Origin of the sequence: Pseudomonas sp. UBT (assembly GCF_050915955.1) — a bacterium.
Taxonomy (GTDB): domain Bacteria; phylum Pseudomonadota; class Gammaproteobacteria; order Pseudomonadales; family Pseudomonadaceae; genus Aquipseudomonas; species Aquipseudomonas antarctica_A.
In genome coordinates this window covers 4532868-4554158 of record NZ_CP168079.1, presented here as the reverse complement: position 1 = coordinate 4554158, position 21291 = coordinate 4532868, and the positions used below count along the sequence as shown (strand labels likewise).

19 protein-coding genes are annotated in these 21291 nt (G+C 60.3%); 10 read left to right on the top strand and 9 right to left on the bottom strand.

Annotation, left to right across the window (positions count from 1 at the left end):
• Nucleotides 1–11: 11 nt before the first annotated feature.
• Entirely contained in the window at nt 12–1400 is a 1389-nt protein-coding gene (gene cysS / locus ACDZ94_RS21010) for a cysteine--tRNA ligase (RefSeq protein ID WP_064452962.1), read from the top strand.
• A 213-nt stretch (nt 1401–1613) separates the two neighbouring features.
• Here cysS and ACDZ94_RS21005 read toward each other — a convergent pair whose 3' ends face one another.
• Complete coding sequence (locus tag ACDZ94_RS21005) at nt 1614–1949, bottom strand: DUF6124 family protein (protein WP_432750752.1); 336 nt, start codon at nt 1947–1949, stop codon at nt 1614–1616.
• A gap of 332 nt (nt 1950–2281) precedes the next feature.
• Entirely contained in the window at nt 2282–2833 is a 552-nt protein-coding gene (locus ACDZ94_RS21000; protein ID WP_432750751.1) for a dihydrofolate reductase family protein, read from the bottom strand.
• A gap of 238 nt (nt 2834–3071) precedes the next feature.
• Between ACDZ94_RS21000 and ACDZ94_RS20995 the strand changes: the two genes are divergently transcribed.
• Nucleotides 3072–3530: an HIT family protein gene (locus ACDZ94_RS20995; protein ID WP_064452959.1), complete on the top strand. Its 459-nt coding sequence runs from the start codon at nt 3072–3074 to the stop codon at nt 3528–3530.
• 481 nt (nt 3531–4011) lie between these two features.
• The gene (locus ACDZ94_RS20990; protein ID WP_432750750.1) at nt 4012–7572 is read left to right on the top strand and encodes a hypothetical protein; all 3561 of its coding nucleotides are present in this window, start codon (nt 4012–4014) and stop codon (nt 7570–7572) included.
• Between the two features lie 27 nt (nt 7573–7599).
• Here the strand turns inward: ACDZ94_RS20990 and ACDZ94_RS20985 are convergent, their stop codons facing one another.
• The 7 genes from ACDZ94_RS20985 to ACDZ94_RS20955 form a co-directional block, all read right to left on the bottom strand.
• The gene (locus ACDZ94_RS20985) at nt 7600–7944 is read right to left on the bottom strand and encodes a Na+/H+ antiporter subunit G (protein ID WP_221295109.1); all 345 of its coding nucleotides are present in this window, start codon (nt 7942–7944) and stop codon (nt 7600–7602) included.
• Nucleotides 7941–8219 (bottom strand): K+/H+ antiporter subunit F, encoded by a 279-nt coding sequence (locus ACDZ94_RS20980; RefSeq protein ID WP_064452955.1) that lies wholly within the window; start codon nt 8217–8219, stop codon nt 7941–7943. The genes ACDZ94_RS20985 and ACDZ94_RS20980 overlap by 4 nt, the downstream gene beginning before the upstream one ends.
• Entirely contained in the window at nt 8216–8704 is a 489-nt protein-coding gene (locus ACDZ94_RS20975; protein ID WP_064452954.1) for a Na+/H+ antiporter subunit E, read from the bottom strand. The genes ACDZ94_RS20980 and ACDZ94_RS20975 overlap by 4 nt, the downstream gene beginning before the upstream one ends.
• A complete protein-coding gene (locus ACDZ94_RS20970) occupies nt 8701–10383 on the bottom strand; it encodes a monovalent cation/H+ antiporter subunit D (RefSeq protein ID WP_064452953.1) in 1683 nt (560 codons plus the stop codon). Before ACDZ94_RS20970 ends, ACDZ94_RS20975 begins: the two co-directional genes overlap by 4 nt.
• Nucleotides 10380–10724: a Na+/H+ antiporter subunit C gene (locus tag ACDZ94_RS20965; protein WP_007986256.1), complete on the bottom strand. Its 345-nt coding sequence runs from the start codon at nt 10722–10724 to the stop codon at nt 10380–10382. The genes ACDZ94_RS20970 and ACDZ94_RS20965 overlap by 4 nt, the downstream gene beginning before the upstream one ends.
• A complete protein-coding gene (locus ACDZ94_RS20960; RefSeq protein ID WP_407016717.1) occupies nt 10724–13645 on the bottom strand; it encodes a monovalent cation/H+ antiporter subunit A in 2922 nt (973 codons plus the stop codon). The genes ACDZ94_RS20965 and ACDZ94_RS20960 overlap by 1 nt, the downstream gene beginning before the upstream one ends.
• Nucleotides 13646–13856: 211 nt before the next feature.
• Nucleotides 13857–14786, bottom strand: a complete 930-nt coding sequence (locus ACDZ94_RS20955) for a DMT family transporter (protein ID WP_064452951.1) — start codon at nt 14784–14786, stop codon at nt 13857–13859.
• 92 nt (nt 14787–14878) lie between these two features.
• Between ACDZ94_RS20955 and ACDZ94_RS20950 the strand changes: the two genes are divergently transcribed.
• The 7 genes from ACDZ94_RS20950 (at nt 14879) to ACDZ94_RS20920 (ending at nt 21290) form a co-directional block, all read left to right on the top strand.
• Nucleotides 14879–15442, top strand: coding sequence for a helix-turn-helix domain-containing protein (locus ACDZ94_RS20950; protein ID WP_407016719.1), 564 nt, complete (start codon nt 14879–14881; stop codon nt 15440–15442).
• Between the two features lie 154 nt (nt 15443–15596).
• Nucleotides 15597–16793, top strand: coding sequence for an SfnB family sulfur acquisition oxidoreductase (locus tag ACDZ94_RS20945; RefSeq protein ID WP_432750749.1), 1197 nt, complete (start codon nt 15597–15599; stop codon nt 16791–16793).
• 12 nt (nt 16794–16805) lie between these two features.
• Nucleotides 16806–17168, top strand: coding sequence for an acyl-CoA dehydrogenase (locus tag ACDZ94_RS20940; protein ID WP_221295105.1), 363 nt, complete (start codon nt 16806–16808; stop codon nt 17166–17168).
• The gene (locus tag ACDZ94_RS20935; protein WP_064452947.1) at nt 17168–18547 is read left to right on the top strand and encodes an LLM class flavin-dependent oxidoreductase; all 1380 of its coding nucleotides are present in this window, start codon (nt 17168–17170) and stop codon (nt 18545–18547) included. The genes ACDZ94_RS20940 and ACDZ94_RS20935 overlap by 1 nt, the downstream gene beginning before the upstream one ends.
• A 183-nt stretch (nt 18548–18730) precedes the next feature.
• Nucleotides 18731–19642 (top strand): AMP-binding protein, encoded by a 912-nt coding sequence (locus tag ACDZ94_RS20930; RefSeq protein WP_432750748.1) that lies wholly within the window; start codon nt 18731–18733, stop codon nt 19640–19642.
• Complete coding sequence (locus tag ACDZ94_RS20925) at nt 19639–20409, top strand: ABC transporter ATP-binding protein (protein WP_432750747.1); 771 nt, start codon at nt 19639–19641, stop codon at nt 20407–20409. The genes ACDZ94_RS20930 and ACDZ94_RS20925 overlap by 4 nt, the downstream gene beginning before the upstream one ends.
• Complete coding sequence (locus tag ACDZ94_RS20920; RefSeq protein WP_064452944.1) at nt 20409–21290, top strand: branched-chain amino acid ABC transporter permease; 882 nt, start codon at nt 20409–20411, stop codon at nt 21288–21290. Before ACDZ94_RS20925 ends, ACDZ94_RS20920 begins: the two co-directional genes overlap by 1 nt.
• Nucleotide 21291: the final 1 nt, after the last annotated feature.

Sequence of the window (21291 nt, the reverse complement as noted above, 5' to 3'; positions counted from 1 at the left end):
AGGGATACGTCGTGCTAACGATCTACAACACACTCAGCAAAACCAAAGAAGTCTTCAAGCCGCTGGATGGCAACAAGGTGCGCATGTACGTGTGCGGCATGACCGTGTACGACTACTGCCACATCGGCCACGGCCGCAGCATGGTTGCCTTCGACCTGGTGACGCGCTGGTTGCGTTTCAGCGGCTATGACTTGACGTATGTGCGCAACATCACGGACATCGACGACAAGATCATCAACCGCGCCAACGAAAACGGCGAGTCGTTCGACGCGCTGACCGAGCGCATGATCGCTGCCATGCATGAGGACGAGGCGCGCCTCAACATCCTCAAGCCGGACATGGAACCGCGCGCCACGGACCACATCCCCGGCATGCACGCGATGATCCAGACCCTGATCGACAAGGGTTACGCCTACGCCCCGGGCAATGGCGACGTGTACTACCGCGTCGCCAAGTTCATGGGCTACGGCAAGCTGTCGCGCAAGAAAATCGAAGACCTGCGCATCGGCGCGCGCATCGAAGTCGACGAAGCCAAGCAAGACCCGCTCGACTTCGTGCTGTGGAAAGGCACCAAGCCCGGCGAGCCGAGCTGGGAGTCGCCATGGGGCGCCGGGCGTCCGGGCTGGCACATCGAATGCTCGGTGATGTCCACCTGCTGCCTGGGCGAGACCTTCGACATTCATGGCGGCGGCAGTGACCTCGAGTTCCCGCACCACGAAAACGAAATCGCCCAAAGCGAAGCGGCTACCGGCAAGACCTACGCCAACGCCTGGATGCACTGCGGCATGATCCGCATCAATGGCGAGAAGATGTCCAAGTCCTTGAACAACTTCTTCACCATTCGCGACGTGCTGGAAAAGTACCCTCCTGAGGTTGTGCGTTATTTGCTGGTGTCCAGCCACTACCGCAGCGCCATCAACTATTCGGAAGACAACCTCAAGGACGCCAAAGGCGCCCTGGAGCGTTTCTACCACGCGTTGAAAGGCCTGCCAGCCGTGGCGCCTGCCGGCGGTGAAGCATTCGTGGCACGGTTTACCGAAGTCATGAACGACGACTTCGGCACGCCGGAAGCCTGCGCGGTGTTGTTTGAGATGGTGCGGGAGATCAACCGCCTGCGCGAGACTGATCTCGACGCGGCGGCAGGGCTTGCTGCGCGCCTGAAAGAGCTGGCCAGCGTGCTGGGTGTTCTGCAGATGGAAGCCGACGACTTCCTGCAAGCCGGCGCCGAAGGGCGTGTGGATGCGGCTGAAGTGGACGCGTTGATTCAGGCGCGTTTGGCTGCCCGAGCTAATAAAGACTGGGCGGAATCCGACCGTATCCGTGACCAACTGACCGCGATGGGTGTGGTGTTGGAAGACGGCAAGGGCGGGACAACGTGGCGGTTGGCCGATCAGGCCTGATCGGTAAACGCTGAATAAAAAACGCCCCGACTGGTTCGGGGCGTTTTTTTTGCCGGTGTTATTTCAGCGACCTACTCAACCCAAATGTCGGAGCGGGCTTGCTCGCGAATGCGGTGGATCAGTTAAAGATGTATCAACTGACACTCCGTCTTCGCGAGCAAGCCCGCTCCCACATTTTACCGTGCTCGCTCTGCATGCCCGCTGTTGTTGAATTTATCCCAGCGTTGGGCTGGAATTGAGGCTGAGTATTTTTTCCACCATCAACTGGATTCCCTCCAGCATCCGGCAAATTCCGAGCACCACGCTGCGGGGATTGCCGTCTACCTCAAACGCCAAATGGCTTGCCAGCGCTTGAACTGACGCAAGATTCTCCGAAGCATTGACCAGCAGCGTCTCGACGTCTAATCCTTCGCGCACGGTAAACACACCAGGGCTTTCAGCAGACGGCTCTGGTTTCTCGGAAGGATTCAGATAATGGTTAATTGCTCGATGAGCAGCAGCGTGAAACGCGGTTGAATCTGACGGCGGGTTTGGACTGTCTTTAATCATGGCGAAGCGCCTAGAGTATTGGCGTCACCACCCATCGCTGCGAAACGATAATCGGGTGGCAGCTGTACGCAGGTTCGCAGACCGGGACTCTAGGCACCCGGCATACCCGAAGGTATCCCGCGCACAGCCGCCATAACATCAGGCATAAAAAAGCGCCCGCTATCTTGAGGTGGACGCTGTGCGTCTAGCGTTTAACCGGGCTGTGAAACCCGGTCGCTGAATTTGCAGCGACCCCGGAAGATTAGGCAGCCATCTTCCGAGGGGTAACCCTAAAAAGCTGTCGGAAACTTCCGAGTGTTGGCATGGCGGTTAACCGCATCGCTATAGGAGCGTCAGGTTGCTTCAACGACCCGATACGTACTCTGAACAAACCCATTCTGCGACACATACGTGCCGACATGGCGCAGTTCACGCTCACTGCCGATCTGGCTGAACAGGGGAACCCCTTTGCCCAACAGAACCGGAATACGGGTGATGATCAACTCGTCGATCAGGCCTGCTTCAAGAAACGCCTGGATCGTTTGGCCCCCATCGATATACAGGTGTTTCATGTTGCGCTCGGCTAACTGTTTGACGAGGGTGGTGACGTCCGCCGACATCACCTCAACCTTGCCCTGCACATGGGCGGGTAGCGCTAATGATTGGTGCGAGAGGGCGATGACAGGCGTGCCTTTATAGGGCCACTCCGGGAAGGACACGACTTTTTCCAGGGTTTTGCGGCCCATCACCAGCGCATCGACCGTGGCGATAAAACTGTCGTAGGTCAGGCCATTCAACTGCGCGGTTTCGTACTCTGGCCGGTGCAGCCACTCGATATCACCGTCTGCCCGAGCGATGAAACCGTCGACGCTGGCCGCGATGAAGACGGAGCATTTGATATCCATTAAAAGTAAATCTCCTTGAACACATAGTCCTCTACAGTTTTGCACCAACCGCCCGTATCCCAAAGCCCGCAATACTCGCCAACTGCTCAACCGTCGCACCGCCTTTGCTGGCGATTCATAACGCTTAGGCGGCTTTTGTCGAGGAACTTTGTGGAAATACATTTTTTGACGCCCGCCGAATCATGGTTTTATAGGGCGGCGACGACCAAACTCATGAAGAAACCGGTGGATATCCAAGATGGATTGTATTTTTTGCAGCATTGTCCGAAGGACCTCTCCCGCCCACATTCTGTGGGAGGACGAACACCATATGGCGTTCTTGTCGATTTTCCCCAACACGCCGGGTTTCAGTGTGGTGATCCCCAAGCAGCATTACGGCAGCTATGCGTTTGCGCAGTCAGATGCCGTGCTGGCTGATTTAGTCGTGGCGGCGAAGAAAACCGCGCTGCAGATTGATCGGGCGTTTCCTGACGTGGCGCGCACGGGGATGATGCTGGAAGGGTACGGCGTGGATCATCTGCACGCGAAGCTGTTCCCCATGCATGGCACGGGTCAGGACAGCGCATTCAAGCCCATCAGTTCCAAAGTGGATAAATTTTTTGAGGCCTATGAGGGCTATATCTCGTCCCACGATTTCGTGCGGGCAGATGATGCCGAATTGGCGCAGTTGGCGGCGCGCATCCGCTCGTTTGCTTAAGGATTATCTGGCGCTATCCCCCCATCCAAATGTGGGGGCAGGCCTGAGAAATATAAAGAACGGTGAGGGGGCTTCGGTTGCCTGGATTTTTTAATGGGAGGATCAGAATTCTCTTATAGAGGGGGCGGGTTTTTTTTCCTAGTTTGGCTGCAACGGTTCTTAGGACGAGGACACTTTTCAGTGGCTCTGTTGCAGAGGATTGATTATGCCAATTTCCCTTATCCCGTACGCCAATTCTCAAAGTGGGCGCTCATCGCCCGCGGATAATTCACCTTTCACATTCGCTTCATCCTCCGAGTCTCCCCAACCTGCACGCCAAAGCCTGGGCGGTTTTGCGCCGCCTGCACCGGAAGGCGATCAAAAACAATTGCCCGTGTTCGCGCCCATCGAAACACGTGGAGGCCTGAGATCGCCCGGGCGATTCGGGCAACCTTCCGAGGGTACCGACCCTGTCGCTGTACGGCGCGAGAAACGCGCGCTTGTGCAGACGCCTGACAAACCTGCGCGCAACACGCTGGGCCTGTTGGCGGGTGCGCACTCTCACTCCGCCGATGCAGATGAAACCCTTCAGGCGCAGTTGATTGCGCAGATGGGCAGTGTGCCGGATGCGCTGGTGACCGTGCCCGTGCGGTCGCTGATTTCTCAGCCGTTCGACATCTACAAGCGGGTGCTGAATCAGCCCGAGGTTTTAGCCTGGTTGAGGGGCAAGGGTTTTTCCCTGGGCTCGGTGACGATCGGCAAAAACGCTGTATCGGGCCTTGTTACCCATAATGGCGTGACCTCTCATCAGGCATACACCCTGCAAGACACCTCCGGTTGGTGGCAGGTATCGGCGCGTGTGATGCACGCGCTTGAGGCGTTAGACCCCACGCACCAGGGTGTGCCTTATGTGTCTATCAACAGCCAGCAAATTTCGCGGAATGTGGCGAGCTTGTTTTATGGCGTCAGTCCGCCACATACCGCCGAGCAAGCGAATGCGCTTGTGACAAGCCTGGAGGCAGGCTGGCCTGCGTTGTCTGCAGCGGAAACACGCAATTACCCACTCCGGTCTGAATGGTCAAAGCGTGTTATCAATGAGCTCGATGATCGAGAAAACCTCGCCGACGCGCTGGAACGCACGGCGCTGGGCGTTGCGGACAGTAGGCCATTATCGTTATCGGGTACCGAGTTTGAGGTCTCTCGAACAAACCCGTTGAAACCTGATGGTGAGGCCCGCAGGCGCCTGGCCGAGCTGGTTGCACTGCCTGAGATGCAGGGTGTTCTGGCGGATCTGGGGCAAACCTTGCCGGACCAGACGGTTCGTATCAGCGAAGGCCACCTGCAAGTGCTGCAACCGACCCTGAATCAGTGGCTGGATGTACCTGTCAGTGATCGTTGGAGCCAGCCGTTGAAAGACGCATTAGCGGCGGTTGTCGTGTTGAGCGAGCAGACGGGTAACGCGCTCTACTCAGACGATCGCCACGATCTGCGGCAGGTCGCGAGGTCGATGGGCCTGGGTGCACTCGATACCGCAGGGCAGGCTCGCGCCGCCGCTCAATGGTTGCGCACCCACTTCCCACCGACTGCGCCTGTCGGCAATTATGCGAAGTTGCTGCCCCAGGCATGGGCTGCGGGCACCTTGTCGGCGAGCGACAAAACTACGTTGATTTCGCTGGCGACGAATCAGAAGTATGGCGCCAATACCATAGGGCTCGCATGGGGGCGTCAGATCGTGACGCAAGTCGACCCGCAGGAAACAGCAGCCAGGGCAGACCCGATCTGGGACGAACTACTCAACACCCCGCAGGCCCAGCAGTGGGGTCGGGAACTCGCCCAGGCGTTGGGTTGGTATAAGGGGGAGGGTGATGACGATATCGATGCCGCGCAACGCAAAAGTCTGCTGACCGCCGCCATCATGCTCAGTGTCGAGCCTAATGTTCCCGCCGCCCAGGGAAGCGCCGCCGGTTATCAATTTTACACTCCGGCCAATATGGGTCGTGAAATGCGGGCTGTACGCAAAGACTTTGAAAAACACTTAATCGAGAAAAAAGGCGTGAGCGCACGTGCTGCGCCGTTGGTGGCTCATCTGTTCCTGGCACACGCCGCCCCGGAGTTTCTGGTGAAACCTGACCAGCAGGAGTCAACAAAGCTCCCTGAGCCGCTACGTCAGTCTCCAGACAAAATACGTGTAGGCAGCCCTGCGTGGATGACGGTTAGCCTGGGCAGTGCATTGGCCGAAGTGTGGGGCGGTGCTGGAGCCAGTCGCGGCATGAGCCTGAATGAGCTTGGAGCACTGACCACCCTGGAAGCCGTCCAGCCGCAACAGCAAGCCCTGGCTATAGCGCTGGGTGCAAAGCGGGTGCTCGATGTGGGAATCATGACCGGTACTGTGCCCCGGCGTAGCGACGGTAACTATACGCCCGGCGATTATCAGTTGGCTTCTGACGGCATTACTCGTCGTTCCGAGGCGGTCGAGCAATCCATAGTCACCCTGGGGACGGCACCGCCCACCCGTAGCAGCCTCGCAATCAAGGCGCTGAAACAAGCGTTCCCGGAGTTGACTGACAGTGAGATAGAAACAATCACAGTGAGAAAGCCCGCCACTCAACGCAGCCTCTCAGGTGTCGGCATTAATACGAAGTGGCCGACGTTGGTTGAGGCGTATGCAACGGGGGATCTGCATCAGCATTGGTTTTCCTTCAGTCATCCTCGGATTACACAAGCGCAATTTGACGCCCGGATAAAGACACTTCCTCCTATTGCCGATCAGGTCGGGGGTGCAGTCGATCACTATCTGAGTAATGTCAAAGGGGCGATGCCCTCACTCATGAAGATGAGTCTTGCAGACTTGCCGCTTGACGTTCGGCAGGCTATGGAATGGGGCGAGGTCCAGGTCTATAGGCTGCGTCGGGAAACCGGTGAGACGCAGCCCGAAGACGCCGGCAGGGGAAGTAAAGTCGCCGAGAATCGGGGTTGGCACGGGGTGTTGCTGGTCATCAAATACGAGGGAAAAAATCGGTTGCTTGAGTTTTTCCCCACGTCCGGGACGGTTATTGATCGCACGGCCAGTTTGGCGGGGAAAAGATTGAGCCTGAATGAGGGTGTCATCGAAGAAGAGACCGTGCCCAGATGGCGAAGTGGCACGAAGACACTTCGGTATTTGCGGGGCACTCAAGCACCTTTTGATTTCAACGCATACCTCACGGGGGAGGCGCCTCGTAACAATACCTCGTCGAAGGTGATCATTTCCAAAGTAGGGGCTTCCATGGCGGGGGCTGCGTCGAAAGGGTCGGGTGACAACCGCAATGAGTGGGTGCCTGACACCTTTGGCTCCGCCAAAAGCCAGGCGATTATCGACGTTATACTTTCGGGTAATTACATAGGCAACTATAGCGGGCATCGCCAGGCATTCATTGATCATGCGAATGCAGTGCTGCCCAGCGAAGATAACGTTCGGGGCTACGTCAATCGTCTGATGAGCAAAGAAAATGGTCGCGCGCTGGTGTCGATGATTTCGTTCATCGGCCCATTGGTTGACATCTATGAGGGCAATATCAAAGACGGCTTGAAAGGCTTGGCAATTGATACGTTGCTGTTTATTGGCGCGGGAGGATTACAGGCCACCCGCAAAGCATGGAACGCGATCAGGTTTGCATCACGGCTGAACAAGCAGGCATTTCGTGTCTCTGTACTCAAGGAAGGCACTGCATTGCTGCGTGGGATATTTAATCCGAGTGAAGGCTTCTTTGGTCTGCCGAACCAGCCGAGTCGACTGGGAGATTTTCTAAGACGTGCGCGCAAGGGCGTTCCCGTCGGGATCGGGATGGGGGTGTACGTACCTGTTGATCTTTTCGCAAAGGCTCGCTTTGCCAATGATGCTGCTCCCACCGTATCCGAGATGCTCAAGAAGGCGAACGCCAAGCCGGTGACGCCCATACAGGGTACGGTTAACCAGGTAACGCTGAAGGCCATCAGGGAGCAGGAAAAATGGTATGCGATCGATCCCGATAGCGGTGTGCCGTTCGGCTCGCCACTTCAAGGCTTTACCCCTCAAACCCCCTAGTGCCGACGGGCTGATGGAGTCGCTCGGCTATTTGGCTCGGCGACTACTCACCTCGGCAGGCACATCATCGCCGGCCATGCGCTTACGGAACAGCGCCGTCCTCGCCAATAGCAGCGTGGTCACCGGCACCGTGATCGACAACAAAATCGGAATCAACCACCCGTGCAATACCGGCCCGGACTTGAGTACCGAAAAGTAGATAATCGACGCCAACGCCACACACCACGCGCCCAGCGTCGAGGCCAGCGCGGGTGGGTGCATGCGCTGGAAAAAGTCCTTCATGCGCAGCAACCCGATTGCACCGATCAACGCAAACAGGCTGCTCAGCACCAGCAATAGCGCCACGCTCACTTCAACCCATAACGGCATCATTCAATCACCTCGCCACGCAGCAGGAATTTGGCCAGGGCGAACGACCCGACAAAGCCAAACAGCGCAATCAGCAGCGCCGCTTCAAAGTAGGTGTCACTGGCATAGCGAATGCCGAGCACCAGCATCATCAGCATCGCCAGGATGTACAGATAATCCAGCGCCAGGACCCGGTCCTGCGCGGAAGGGCCTTTGAACAGGCGTAACAGCGTCAGCACCATCGCCAGGGAAAACAGGAACAGGCTGAGCAGGATCGCATTGGAGAGCAGGGCGCTCATTCGAAGATCTCCATCAGGGGCCGCTCGTAGGCGTGTTTGAAGTGCTGGATAAACTGCGCTTCGTCATCCAGGTCGAACACGTGGATCAGCAAAATACTGCGGTCCAGCGCCAGTTCCGACCAGACGGTGCCGGGCGTGACGCTGGTGATCATCGACAGCACGGCCAGGCCGTTGGCGTCGCGCAGGTCCAGCGAGATTTTCACAAACCTCGAGCGCGGTGGCCGCGAGCCGCAGACCAACACGCCCCATGCCACATGCAGATTGGAAACGATCACGTCGCGCCCCACCCGAAAAAACAGGCGGATGATCACGCCTGGGCGGCGGATGCGGATCGGCAACGGGCGCAGCGGTGCCATCAGCAGCGGCGCGAGAAAACCCAGCAGCGCGCCCAGCAACAGGTTGCCGGGGCTGATCGACAAGTTCAGCACCAGCCACAACACCCACAATGCCAGCGACAACCATGGGGCAGGCAACAGACGCTTCATGGCTGCACCTCCAACGCCGCGGTTTTGGCTTCAGGGCTCGGTATCGGACGCGTCGCCATTACCGCCATCACATAGTGTTCCGGATTGTTCAGGCTCTCGGCGGTGGCTTGGGTGTAGCGCATCAACGGTTCGGCCTTGAAGGTCAGAATGATGCTCAGGCCGAGCAGGAAGAAGATCGGCAAGCACTCGTAGCGACGCAGCAGGGGCGATGGACGCTCTTCCGGGGTCCAGAAGCGCTGGATGCCCAGGCGGGCGAAGGCGATCAGCGAAGCCAGGCCGGACAGGATCAGGAGCGCCACCAGGCCCCAGGCGGCCGGCCGGATCGGTTCATCCACCGCGTTACCCAGGCCCATTGGGTTGACCAGCGCACTCAACAAGCTGAGCTTGCCGATAAACCCGGACAACGGCGGCATGCCGATAATCAGCAGCGCACAGGCGACAAAGCTCAAGCCGAGGAAGGCCATGGTCCAGGGAATCACCTGGCCGACCACGGCTTTCTGCTCGTCATCAAGGTTGACGCCGGGACGCGGATGCAGAGATTCCATGGCTTTGGGCAGGGCATCGATTTCTTCATCCAACGGCAGGTCATTGGCCGAGCGCGAACGCTCGATCAACTCAGCCAGCAGGAACAGCGCGCTCAAGGCCAGGGTTGAGCTGACCAGATAGAACAACGCGCCGGCGGTCAGGCTTGGCTGGGCAAAACCCACGGCCGACAGCAGGATCCCGGCCGACACCAGAATGCTCAAACTCGCCATGCGCTCCAGCCGTTGCGCGGCCAACATCGCCAGCGCCGCGCAGATAATGGTCGCCATGCCGCCGTACACCAGCCAGTCGCCCCCAAACAGCGCCGAAGCACCGGCCTGGCCTGAGAACAGCAGGGTCCACAGGCGCAGCACGGTGTACACGCCAACTTTGGTCATGATCGCAAACATCGCCGCCACCGGTGCGCTGGCCGAGGAATAGGCGGGCGCCAACCAGAAGTTCAACGGCCACATGCCGGCTTTAGCCAGGAATGCCGTCGCCAGAATCGCCGCGCCTGCGTGCAACAGGCCGCGATCCGCCTCCGGCACCAGCGGGATTTTCAGTGCCAGGTCAGCAAAGTTCAGCGTGCCGGTCACGCCGTAGATCATCGCCGCGCCAATCAGGAACAGCGACGACGCCAGCAGGTTGATCGCGATGTAATGCAGCCCTGACGACACCCGCGCGCGGCCCGAGCCGTGCAACATCAAGCCGTAGGACGCGGCCAGCAGCACCTCGAAGAACACGAACAGGTTGAACAAATCTGCCGTGAGAAAGGCGCCGTACAGGCCCATCATCTGGATCTGGAACAGCGCATGAAAACTGGTACCGGCACGGTCCCAGCGGGCCATGGCGAACAGCAGCGCACTCACGCCGATAATGCCGGTGAGTACCAGCATCAATGCCGAGAGTTGATCCACCACCAGTACGATGCCGAACGGCACCTGCCAGTTGCCTGGCAGGTACACGCCGATTGAGCCGGGGCCGCCTTGTTGCGTCCAGTACAGCAGCAGAATGGCAATGCCCAGGCCGACAATGCTGGAGAACAGGTTGATTTTTGCCTTCAGCGGGCGACGTTTTTCGCCCAGCATCAGCATCAGTGCGGCCGTCAGCAGTGGCAGCAGGATCGGCGCAACGATCATTTGGTTGACCCAATTCATTCCTTGGGCTCCCGGCCGTCCACATGGTCCGTACCGGTCAGGCCCCGGGAAGCCAGCAGCACCACCAGGAACAAGGCGGTCATGGCGAAGCTGATCACGATCGCCGTCAGCACCAGGGCTTGTGGCAGGGGATCGGTGTAGTGCAGCAGGTCTTGCGGCACGCCGTCCTTGATGATCGGCTCCTTGCCGATAAAGAGGCTGCCCATGCTGAAAATGAACAGGTTGACCCCGTACGACAGCAGGCACAGGCCCATCACCACCTGGAACGTCCGTGGTCGCAGGATCAACCAGACGCCGGAGGCCGCCAGGACTCCAATGGCAATTGCGATGACTTCTTCCATCAGGCGGCTCCTTCCGTTGCGGCAACGGCTTTCGCCTGGTTGCTCGGTTTATGGGCCCGCACGGATTGGTGACCGAGGGCGGTGAGCATCAACAGCGTCGAACCGACGACCATGGCGTACACGCCGATGTCGAAGAACAGTGCGCTGGCAATATGGATATCGCCCAGCACCGGCAGGCTGAAATGCCAGGTGTGGGTCGTGAGGAAGGGGTACCCGGCAAACAATGCGCCAAGCCCGGTCAATGTTGCAGAGAGCAGGCCGAAGCCCATCCAGCGCATCGGCCGCAGGCTCATCTGTGCCTCGACCCACTGGGTGCCGGCCACCATGTATTGAAGGATAAACGCCACCGACATCACCAGGCCTGCGACGAACCCGCCACCCGGCTGGTTGTGGCCGCGCATAAACAGATAGAACGACACCACCAGCGCAATCGGCAGCAGCAGGCGCACGAGCACCGCCGGCACCATCATGAAGCCCAGGGCGGTGTCGCTGGCCTGGCGCGGGTTGACCAGGTCGGTGGCCACGTCCGGCGCCAACTGGCGCTGTTGTGCGGGCAGTTGCATGCTTTCTTTCGAGGGGCGGAACCGACGCAGCAGGGCGTAGACGGTTAGCGCCACAGCACCGAGTACGGTGATTTCGCCCAGGGTGTCGAAGCCACGGAAGTCCACCAGCATCACGTTCACCACATTGCTCCCGCCGCCTTCGGGCAGGGCGCGGCTGAGGTAGAACGAGGAGATATCGTTGGGCGTCTGGCGGGTCAGCATCGCGTAGGACAACAGCGCCATGCCGCCGCCCACCACGGTGGACAGCAGGAAGTCACGCAGGCGACGGATGCGTGCCTTACGCAGCGAACTGGGCAGTGGCGACACCTCTTCGATGCGTCGTGGCAGCCAGCGCAGGCCCAGCAGGATCAACACGGTGGTCACCACTTCGACCACCAGTTGCGTGAGCGCCAGGTCCGGCGCCGAGAACCACACGAAGGTGATGCACGTCATCATGCCGCACACGCTGACCATGGTCAGGGCTGCCAGCCGGTGATACTTGGCTTGCCAGGCGGCGCCCAAGGCGCAAGCGATTGCCAGCAGCCATAGGGTGACGAATACGATGGAACCCGGGATCTTCGGCCGGTCGCCCCAACTGAGGCCACTGTTGAGCATTGGGATCAGGCCGGCCACCACCGCCGCCAGCACCAGCAGGAACAGCTGAGTTTGCAGGCGCTTGGTGCTGATGCGTTTTTCGATCTTGCGCACGCCGCGCATCATCACTACCAGGCTGCGCTCGAACATGCGCTTGCCGTTGAAGTAGCTGATGACGGGCGGGTACTTGAAGCGACCGCGCTTGAGTTGCTTGCGCAGCAGCAGGTACAGCACCACGCCGCCGGACATGGCCACCAGGCTCATGATCATCGGTGCATTCCAGCCGTGCCAGATGGCCAGGCTGTACTCGGGCAGTACACCGCCGACAACCGGCAGTGCGGCGGCGGCGAGGATCGAACCGACTACCTGGGCCGGGAAAATCCCCACCAGCAGGCACGTGAATACCAGCAACTCAACCGGTGCGCGCATCCAGCGCGGCGGTTCATGAGGCGTGTGGGGCAGGTCGGTTGCGGGCGGGCCGAAGAACACGTCGACTGTGAAGCGCAGCGCATACGCCACGCTGAAGGTGCCGGCGATGGTCGCGATCATCGGCAGGGCGATTTCCACCCAGGCGGTCGATGAAACAAACACGGTTTCGGCGAAGAACATTTCTTTGGACAGGAAGCCATTGAGCAACGGCACGCCGGCCATGGATGCGCTGGCCACCATTGCCAGGGTCGCGGTAAACGGGATCAGCCGCACCAGACCACTGAGCTTGCGGATATCCCGCGTGCCGCTTTCATGGTCGATGATGCCCGCCGCCATGAACAGCGAGGCCTTGAAGGTCGCGTGGTTGAGGATATGGAACACCGCAGCGACGGCGGCCAGCGGGCTGTTGAGGCCCAGCAGCAGGGTGATCAGCCCGAGGTGGCTGATGGTGGAATAGGCCAGCAGGCCCTTGAGGTCATTCTGAAACATGGCGCAGTAAGCGCCGAGGAGAAGGGTGATCGCGCCGGCGCCGCCGACGATCCAGAACCATTCTTCGCTGCCGGACAGCGACGGCCACAGGCGGGCCAGCAGGAACACGCCGGCCTTCACCATCGTCGCCGAGTGCAAATAGGCAGAAACCGGAGTCGGTGCCGCCATCGCGTGGGGCAGCCAGAAGTGGAAGGGGAACTGGGCGCTTTTGCTCAAGGCGCCGATCAGCACCAGGGCCAGCATCACCGGGTACAGCGAGTGCGCACGAATCTGATCGCCCGCCGCCAGCACCTGGTCCAGGTCATAGCTGCCGACGATATGCCCCAGCAGCATCACGCCGGCCAGCAGGCACAAACCGCCCGCGCCGGTGACCATCAAGGCCATATAAGCCCCGCGCCTGGCGTCGGCGCGGTGGTGCCAGTAGCCGATCAGCAGGAACGAGAACAGGCTGGTCAGTTCCCAGAAGAACACGATCTGGATCAGGTTGCCGGAAATCACCAGGCCGAGCATGGCGCCCATAAAGGCCAGGAAAAATGCGAAGAAACGCGGCACCGGGTCGTCCGGCGACATGTAGTAGCGCGCATACAGCGACACCAGCGTGCCGATACCCAGCACCAGCATCGAGAACAGCCAGGCAAACCCGTCCATGCGCAACACGAAGTTCAGCCCAAGGCTGGGCAACCACATGAATTCTTCGCGGATCACGCCACCGTGGGCGATCTGGGGGTAGAGCAGGGCGACTTGAATAGTGCCGACCAAGGCCACAAGGCCGGCCAGCAGGGATTCCGTGTTACGTGCATTATGCGGCAGCAAGGCCGCCAGACAGCTGCCGATAAAAGGCAGCAGCAGTAGAACTATCAGGGACATAGGCTTCTAATCTGCGGGAGTTTGGGATGCATCATACGTGCCGCTTTCTCGATCACCAAACGGCAAGGTGTGGCAGGATCCTACAAGGTAGGCCGAAAACCCCGGTTTAGCATTGTTTCAAGTGAACCCATTCCAGCAAGCAACACCCTACACTGTGGGAGCCGGGCTTGCCCGCGATGGCGATCTGACAGCCACCACCAGCAGTCTGACCTTACCCTTGCTGTTCCTGTTCCCTTTCATCGCGTAGTTCGAGCGCCTTCTGCCCCTTCGTCTTCAACTCACTCACAATCACGGCCGCCACAATCAACGCCGCCCCGACCATCGCAATCGGCGGGAAGCGCTCACCGGCAATTCGCCCGATCACGCCTGCCCACACCGGTTCACCGGCATAGATCAGGGTGGCGCGTGTCGGCGATACACTTTGCTGCGCCCAGTTCATCGCGACCTGGATCACTGCACTGGTCAAGCCCAGGCCCACGGCGCTGAACAGCAGCAGCCAGGAGAACCCCGGCAATGCCTCACCCATCGGCACCACCATCAAAAACGACAACAGCGATGCCGTGGCCAATTGCACGACGGTCACGCGACGCACATCCACCTGCCCGGCAAACGCGCTGATCAGAATGATTTCGGCCGCCACCGCCACTGCGCAGATCAACGTGGCAATTTCGCCAGGGCTGAAGTTCAGCGAGGCGCCGGCCGGGCCGGTGAGCAGCATCAACCCGGTAAACGCCAGCATGATGCCGATGGCCGGCATCAGCCCCGGCCGGCGCCCCAGCACCAGCCACTGCAGCAGCGGGACAAACGGCACATACAGCGCAGTAATGAACGCCGATTGGCTGCTCGGAATGGTCTGTAGCCCGATGGTTTGCATGCCGTAGCCGAACATGATCGACGTGCCAATGAAGGCGCCGGCTTTCAATTCAAACAGGGTCAGGCCGCGCAGGGTGCGCAATGAAAAGAAACCCACCACGATGGCCGCCGCTGCAAATCGCAGGCCGACAAAAAACATCGGGCCGCTGACGGTCATGGCGTGTTGCACGAGCAAAAACGTGCCGCCCCAAATCATGGTGATGACCACCAGGATGCATTCGGCTTTGCTGAAACGGTTGAAACGTGTGGAAGCGTTCGGGGCGGTCATGGCGGCTCGGTCTTGCAAGGGAAAGGCACGGACCGCACAATGCGCCGCACGCTGGGCAGTATACTGCGCACACCTACCTATTGAGCAATATAGTGCACAAAGAAAATCCACAACGGGCCTCGGTCCTGCAACACGTCAGCCAGAACGTTCGTCGTCTGCGGCATGCTGCCGACTTGAGCCAAACCGCGCTATCGGAGAAGTCCGGGGTCAGCCGACGCATGCTGGTGGCTATCGAGGCGGGCGAGAAAAACGTCAGCCTGTCCACTCTGGACCGTGTGGCCGAAGCGTTGGACGTGGCCTTCAGCGACCTGATCCAGGCCCCGGATGCGGGTGACCATAGCCGTATCAACGAGCTGGCCTGGGCCGGCGATATTCCCGGCAGTAAAGCCGTATTGCTGGCCAAAGCCACCGCGCGCCGCGAAGTGGAATTGTGGGAGATGCGCCTGGAACCAGGTGATCGTTACAACCCCGAGCCAGACCCGGAAGGCTGGAGCGTGCAGCTGTTCGTCTTCGAAGGCTGCCTGACGCTGATTCTGGATGGCGAAGAACAGCACGTCGCCGCCGGCGAGTTCTACATGTTCGCCAGCCGTCAGGCCCACGGTTATCGCAATGACGGTGAGGTGGCCGTGCGCTTTGTGCGCAACGTGGTGATCTAACTGTTTACCAGGCAACAGTAGATGCACAGTTTGCTGGTTTGACGCGTGGTCAATCGCCGTGTTTTACCAGCAACTCACTGATTTTATTGCTGATTAAATTCAGGCACGACTCCTGCAATCACCCAGGTATCTCATCGGAGCCTGGAGTCGGCCCATGTCAGCCCATCCTCAACACCCTGCCCATATCATCCGCTCGGACGCTGAAGCCATTGAGGTCGCCACTCGGTTGGCCGCCCGCTTTGCCGTCGACGCCAGCGTGCGCGACCGCGAGCGGCGCCTGCCCGTCGACGAGCTTGACGAATTTTCTGCCAGCGGCCTGTGGAGTATCACCATTCCCAAGGCCTACGGCGGCGCCGAGGTGTCCTATGTAACCGTGGCCGAGGTGATCAAGTTGATCTCCGCCGCCGACCCGTCCCTGGGGCAAATCCCGCAAAATCACCTGGGCGTGGTGGACATCCTGCTGCAAACCGCCAGCGCGGAACAAAAGCGTCACTACTTCGGCAAGGTCCTGGCGGGCTACCGATTCGGCAACGCCTTCTCTGAGGCCAAGAGCAAAAACGCCGGCACGTTTGACACCCAGATCCGTTTCGAGGGCGACACCGCGCAAATCAACGGCGAAAAGTTTTACTGCACCGGCGCGTTGTTCGCCCATCTCGTGCCCACCGTCGGCAACAACGAAAACGGCCAGGCCTTCATCGCGTTCGTCGAACGCGATGCGCCGGGCCTCACGGTCGTCGACAGCTGGGACGGCTTCGGCCAGCGCACCACTGCCAGTGGCGGCGTGACGCTGGATGGCGTCAGTGTGCCGCTGAGTGCGGTCATCCCCGCACACCTGGCCTTCGACCAACCCACCGCCAACGGCCCGATCTCGCAGATTATCCAGGCAGCCGTCGATACCGGTATCGCCCTGGGCGCTCTGGAACAGGCGAAAACATATGCGCGCCAGGCACGCCCGTGGATCGACAGCCAGCAGGATCACGGCTGGCAAGACCCGTTCACGATTGCGGCCATTGGCGACCTGGAGTGGCGCGTGCACGGCACCGAAGCCATCCTCGCCAAAGCCGGCAAGGCGGTTGACCTGGCCCTGGCCGAGCCGAATGCAGACACCGTGGCCAACGCCTCGCTGGTGGTCGCCCAGGCCAAAGTCCTGTCGGCTGAAACCGCTTTGCTCGCCAGCAGCAAACTCTTCGAACTGGCCGGCACCCGCTCGGTCACGGGCAAGCACAACCTCGATCGCTTCTGGCGCAACGCGCGCACCCACACCCTGCACGACCCGGCACGCTGGAAATACCACTTGATCGGCAACTTTGTGCTCAACGGCGTGAAGCCTGCACGCCACGCCTGGAACTGAGGAGCCTGACCCATGACCGCACTCAACGAAGCACTGAGCCATACACTGAACCACCCACTGCATCAGGCGCGCCAACTGTTGGAGAACAGTCGACGCTTTGTCCAGGCCAGCGATGACCCCTATGTGATCAGCCGCTTCGGCGATGTGCAGATTCGCATCGACGTGGCCGCCGCGCTGCTGGAACGCGCCGAAACCCATCCCAGCCCCGTGGCCTTGATCGAAGCACAAATCGCCGCCGCCGAAGCCCTCATTGCTGCCAGCAATGCTGAATTCGAACTGACCGGCCAACGCACCGCGCTGCCGTCGACCCTCGACGACCCGCTGCGCCGCAAATACCAGGCTGTCGGCAACTACCACCTCAACGGAGTGCTTTGATGTCCCGTGAAATCCGTTTGAATGCCTTCGACATGAACTGTGTCGGCCACCAATCCCCCGGCTTGTGGGCGCATCCGCGTGACCGCTCGTGGCAGTACAAGGACCTGGAATATTGGACCGATCTGGCGAAAATCCTTGAACGCGGCAAATTCGACGGGCTGTTTATCGCCGACGTGCTGGGTATCTACGATGTGTACAACGGCAACGGTGACGCGGCGATTCGCCAGGCCGCGCAAGTGCCGGTCAACGATCCCTTGTCGCTGATTGCGCCGATGGCCCTGGTCACCGAACACCTGGGCTTTGGCCTCACCGCATCGTTGTCCTTCGAGCATCCGTACCCGTTTGCCCGCAGGCTTTCCACGCTTGATCACCTGACCAAGGGCCGCGTTGGCTGGAACATTGTCACGTCGTACCTGGAAAGCGGCGCCAAGAACCTCGGCCAGAAAGCCCAGACCGAACACGACGCGCGCTATGACTATGCCGAGGAATACCTGGAAGTTTGCTACAAACTCTGGGAAGGCAGTTGGGAAGAGGGCGCCGTACTGCGTGACCGCGAACGGCGGATTTTCAGCGACCCGAGCAAGATCCACGAGATCCGCCATGTTGGCAAACACTTCCAGGTGCCCGGTATTCACCTGTGCGAGCCATCGCCGCAGCGCACGCCGGTGCTCTACCAGGCCGGTGCGTCCAGCCGTGGCAAGCAGTTCGCCGCCGAACAGGCCGAGTGCGTGTTCGTCGCCGCGCCATCCAAGGTGCTGCTGAAAAAGACCGTCGCCGACATCCGCCGCCGCGCCGCTGAGGCGGGGCGTGATCCGAAGAAAATCCTGATCTTCAACTTGCAGACGGTGATCGTCGGCGAGACCGACGCCAAGGCGAAAGCCAAGTTCGAGGAGTACAAATCCTACGTCAGTTACGAAGGTGCAATGGCGCTGATCTCCGGCTGGACCGGCATTGATTTCAGCCAGTTCAAACCGGATGAGCCGCTCAAGCATGTGCACACCAATGCCATTCAATCGGCCGTGGAAGCCTTCTCCACGGCGGACCCGAACAAAGTCTGGACACCCAACGAGCTGGCCGATTGGGTTGGCATTGGCGGCTTTGGCCCGCTGTTTGTCGGTGGCCCCGAGACCGTGGCTGACCTGTTGCAGGAGTGGGTCGAAGAGACCGATGTGGACGGCTTCAACCTGGCCTACGCGCTGACCCACGAAACCTTTATCGACGCCGTGGACTTGCTGGTGCCGGAGTTGCAAAAGCGCGGCGTGTACAAGACCGAATACGCCCAGGGGACCTTGCGCGAAAAGCTGTTCGGCGAGGGCGCGCGGCTGGCGTCGAACCATCCGGGTGCCGGCTATCGCGACCTCAAAGCGACCACCCTCTAACTGAACAAACTCAATGCATGTGGGAGCTGGCTTGCCTGCGATGGCGGTGGGGCAGCTGGAAAATTGCCAACTGACACGCCGCCATCGCAGGCAAGCCAGCTCCCACAGTTAATCGTTGTCGATCCAAATAATTCAGCCAGCGGACCACCGCACGCTTAACCACCCAATAGGAGTATTACCCCTATGAGCGTGCACGAACTCAAACGTCCGCAGGTGCTGGAATGGCCCGCTGAACGGCTCGACCATTTACCCAGAGCCCAGGCGCAATTGCACCACTGGGCGCAGATTACCCCGCTGCACATCGCCTTGCGGCACAAGCGCCAGGGCCAGTGGTATGCGTGGCGCTGGATCGATGCCTTGCGCGATGTGGAGCGCCTGGCCGACGGCCTGCGCCAGCAGGGTTTCGGCGCGCAATCGCGGCTGGCCCTCAGCGGTGCTTTCGAGCCCAACCTGTTGCTGTTGGCGCTGGCCGCACAGTCTATCGGCGGGCAAGTATTGACCCTGGCCGATGACCTGGAGCCCGAAGCCCTGTACCAGCAGCTATGGCGCATTCATCCCACCCATTCTTATGCGCAGGGGCGTCAGCAAGTGCGGCATTGGCAGTCCGCCAACCTGTTGGATTTTAACCAACTGCTCGGCCCGGTAGACCCGGCGCAACATCTGCGTCGCTGGTGGCAATCAAGCGGTGAAACCGTGTTGTGGAGTGAGGAGGGCACTCACTGGCAAGGCGGCCTGAAGGAGGTCCTGGAGCAATGGCTGAACAGCGGCCACGGCCTGGCATTTCCGGAAAGCCTCGCCTCGGCCCGGCGCGATTGCAGCGAGGTCGCGCCGACCGGCCTGCTGCTGTCGCCCGAGCGCTTGCAGCATGTGGCCGACGCTATCGAGCGTCGCCTCGCGCCCCCCGGCACCTGGCGTCGACGCCTGTGCGATTGGGCCATTGCGCACCCGCAAAGTGGCGTGCGGCGCCTGATCAAAAACCGCGTGCGCAAACTGCTGGGCTTCCAGCGCCTGGCTTACATCTGGCAGCCACCCAGCACGCAAAAGCCCCACAACGACCCAGCATGGCTGGCTGAATTCAAACGGGATATCGCATGAGCCAGGCCATTCTCCAGGTGCGGGATATCTCGCTGTCGTTCAAAGGGGTCAAGGCGATCAATGCCTTGTCCTTCGAGGTGCAGCGCGGCGAAATCTGTGCGCTGATCGGCCCCAATGGCGCCGGCAAAAGTTCGTTGCTCAACGTGCTTAACGGCGTGTATCGCTTTGACGCTGGTGAAATCGTTTTTGAGCAACACCACTTCCACCGCATCGACCCATTGGGCGCCGCGCGTCGCGGCATCGGCCGCACGTTCCAGAACAACGCGCTGTTCAAGAAGATGAGCGTGCTCGACAACATCCTCACCGGCCTGTCGCGGCATATGCGCACCACCTTTATTGAACAAGCCCTCGACTTGCCGCGCGCGCGTCGAGAGGCCGAAGCGTTTCGCCTGCGTGCTCAAGGCATTCTCGAATTCCTCGAACTGCAAGCCCATCGCGATGTGCTGGTGGGCAACCTGTCCTATGGCCTGCAAAAGCGCGTAGAGCTTGGCCGCGCGTTAATCGCCAGCCCCAGCCTGTTGCTGCTGGATGAGCCCATGGCCGGGATGAATGCCGAGGAAAAACAGGAAATGGCCCGCTTCGTCGCCGACGTGAACCGCGACCTGGGCACCACCGTGGTGTTGATCGAACACGACATGGGCGTGGTCATGGGCTTGTCCGACCATGTGGTGGTGCTCGACTACGGACGCAAGGTTGGCGACGGCACGCCCGCCCAAGTACAGGCCAACCCGGATGTGATCGCGGCTTATCTGGGAGTTACGCACTGATGACGTTCTTCTTCGAAACCCTGCTCGGCGGCCTGCTCGCCGGCACCCTGTATTCGCTGGTCGCCATCGGCTTCGTGCTGATCTACAAGGCCAGCGGCGTGTTCAACTTCGCCCAGGGCTCGATGCTGCTGTTTGCCGCGCTGACCTTTGTCAGCCTGCATGACCAGGGTGTGCCGTTTGCCCTGGCGTTGTTGCTGACGGTGATTGTGATGATCGTTGGCGCCTTGCTCATCGAGCGTCTGGTATTGCGGCCGCTGGTCAATCGCTCGCAGATCACCCTGTTCATGGCCACCTTGGGCCTGTCGTTCATTATCGAAGGCCTCGCCCAAGGCGTGATGGGCTCGCAGGTGCGCGCGCTGGATTTGGGCATCGACGATGTGCCGCTGTTTGTCGGGCCGCTGATGCTCAGCCAGTTCGACCTGATCGCCGCGGCAGCCGCCGTGGTGCTGGTGACCGTGCTGGCGCTGCTGTTCAACAAGACGCGCATCGGTGTGTCGCTGCGTGCGGTGGCGGATGACACCACGGCGGCGTTGTCCATCGGCATCAACCTCAACCGCATCTGGCAGATCGTCTGGGCGGTGGCCGGCATCGTCGGCCTGGTGGCGGGCCTGTTGTGGGGCGCGCGCCAGGGCGTGCAGTTTTCCCTGTCGCTGGTGGTGCTCAAGGCTCTGCCGGTATTGATCATCGGTGGCTTTACCTCGATCGGCGGGGCGATCGTCGGCGGGCTGATTGTCGGCGCGGCGGAGAACCTCGCCGAGGTGTATATCGGCCCGCTGATCGGCGGCGGCATCACGCCATGGTTCGCCTATGTATTGGCCCTGGCCTTCCTGTATATCCGTCCCGCCGGCCTGTTCGGCGAGCGCGCCATCGAGCGAGTCTGAA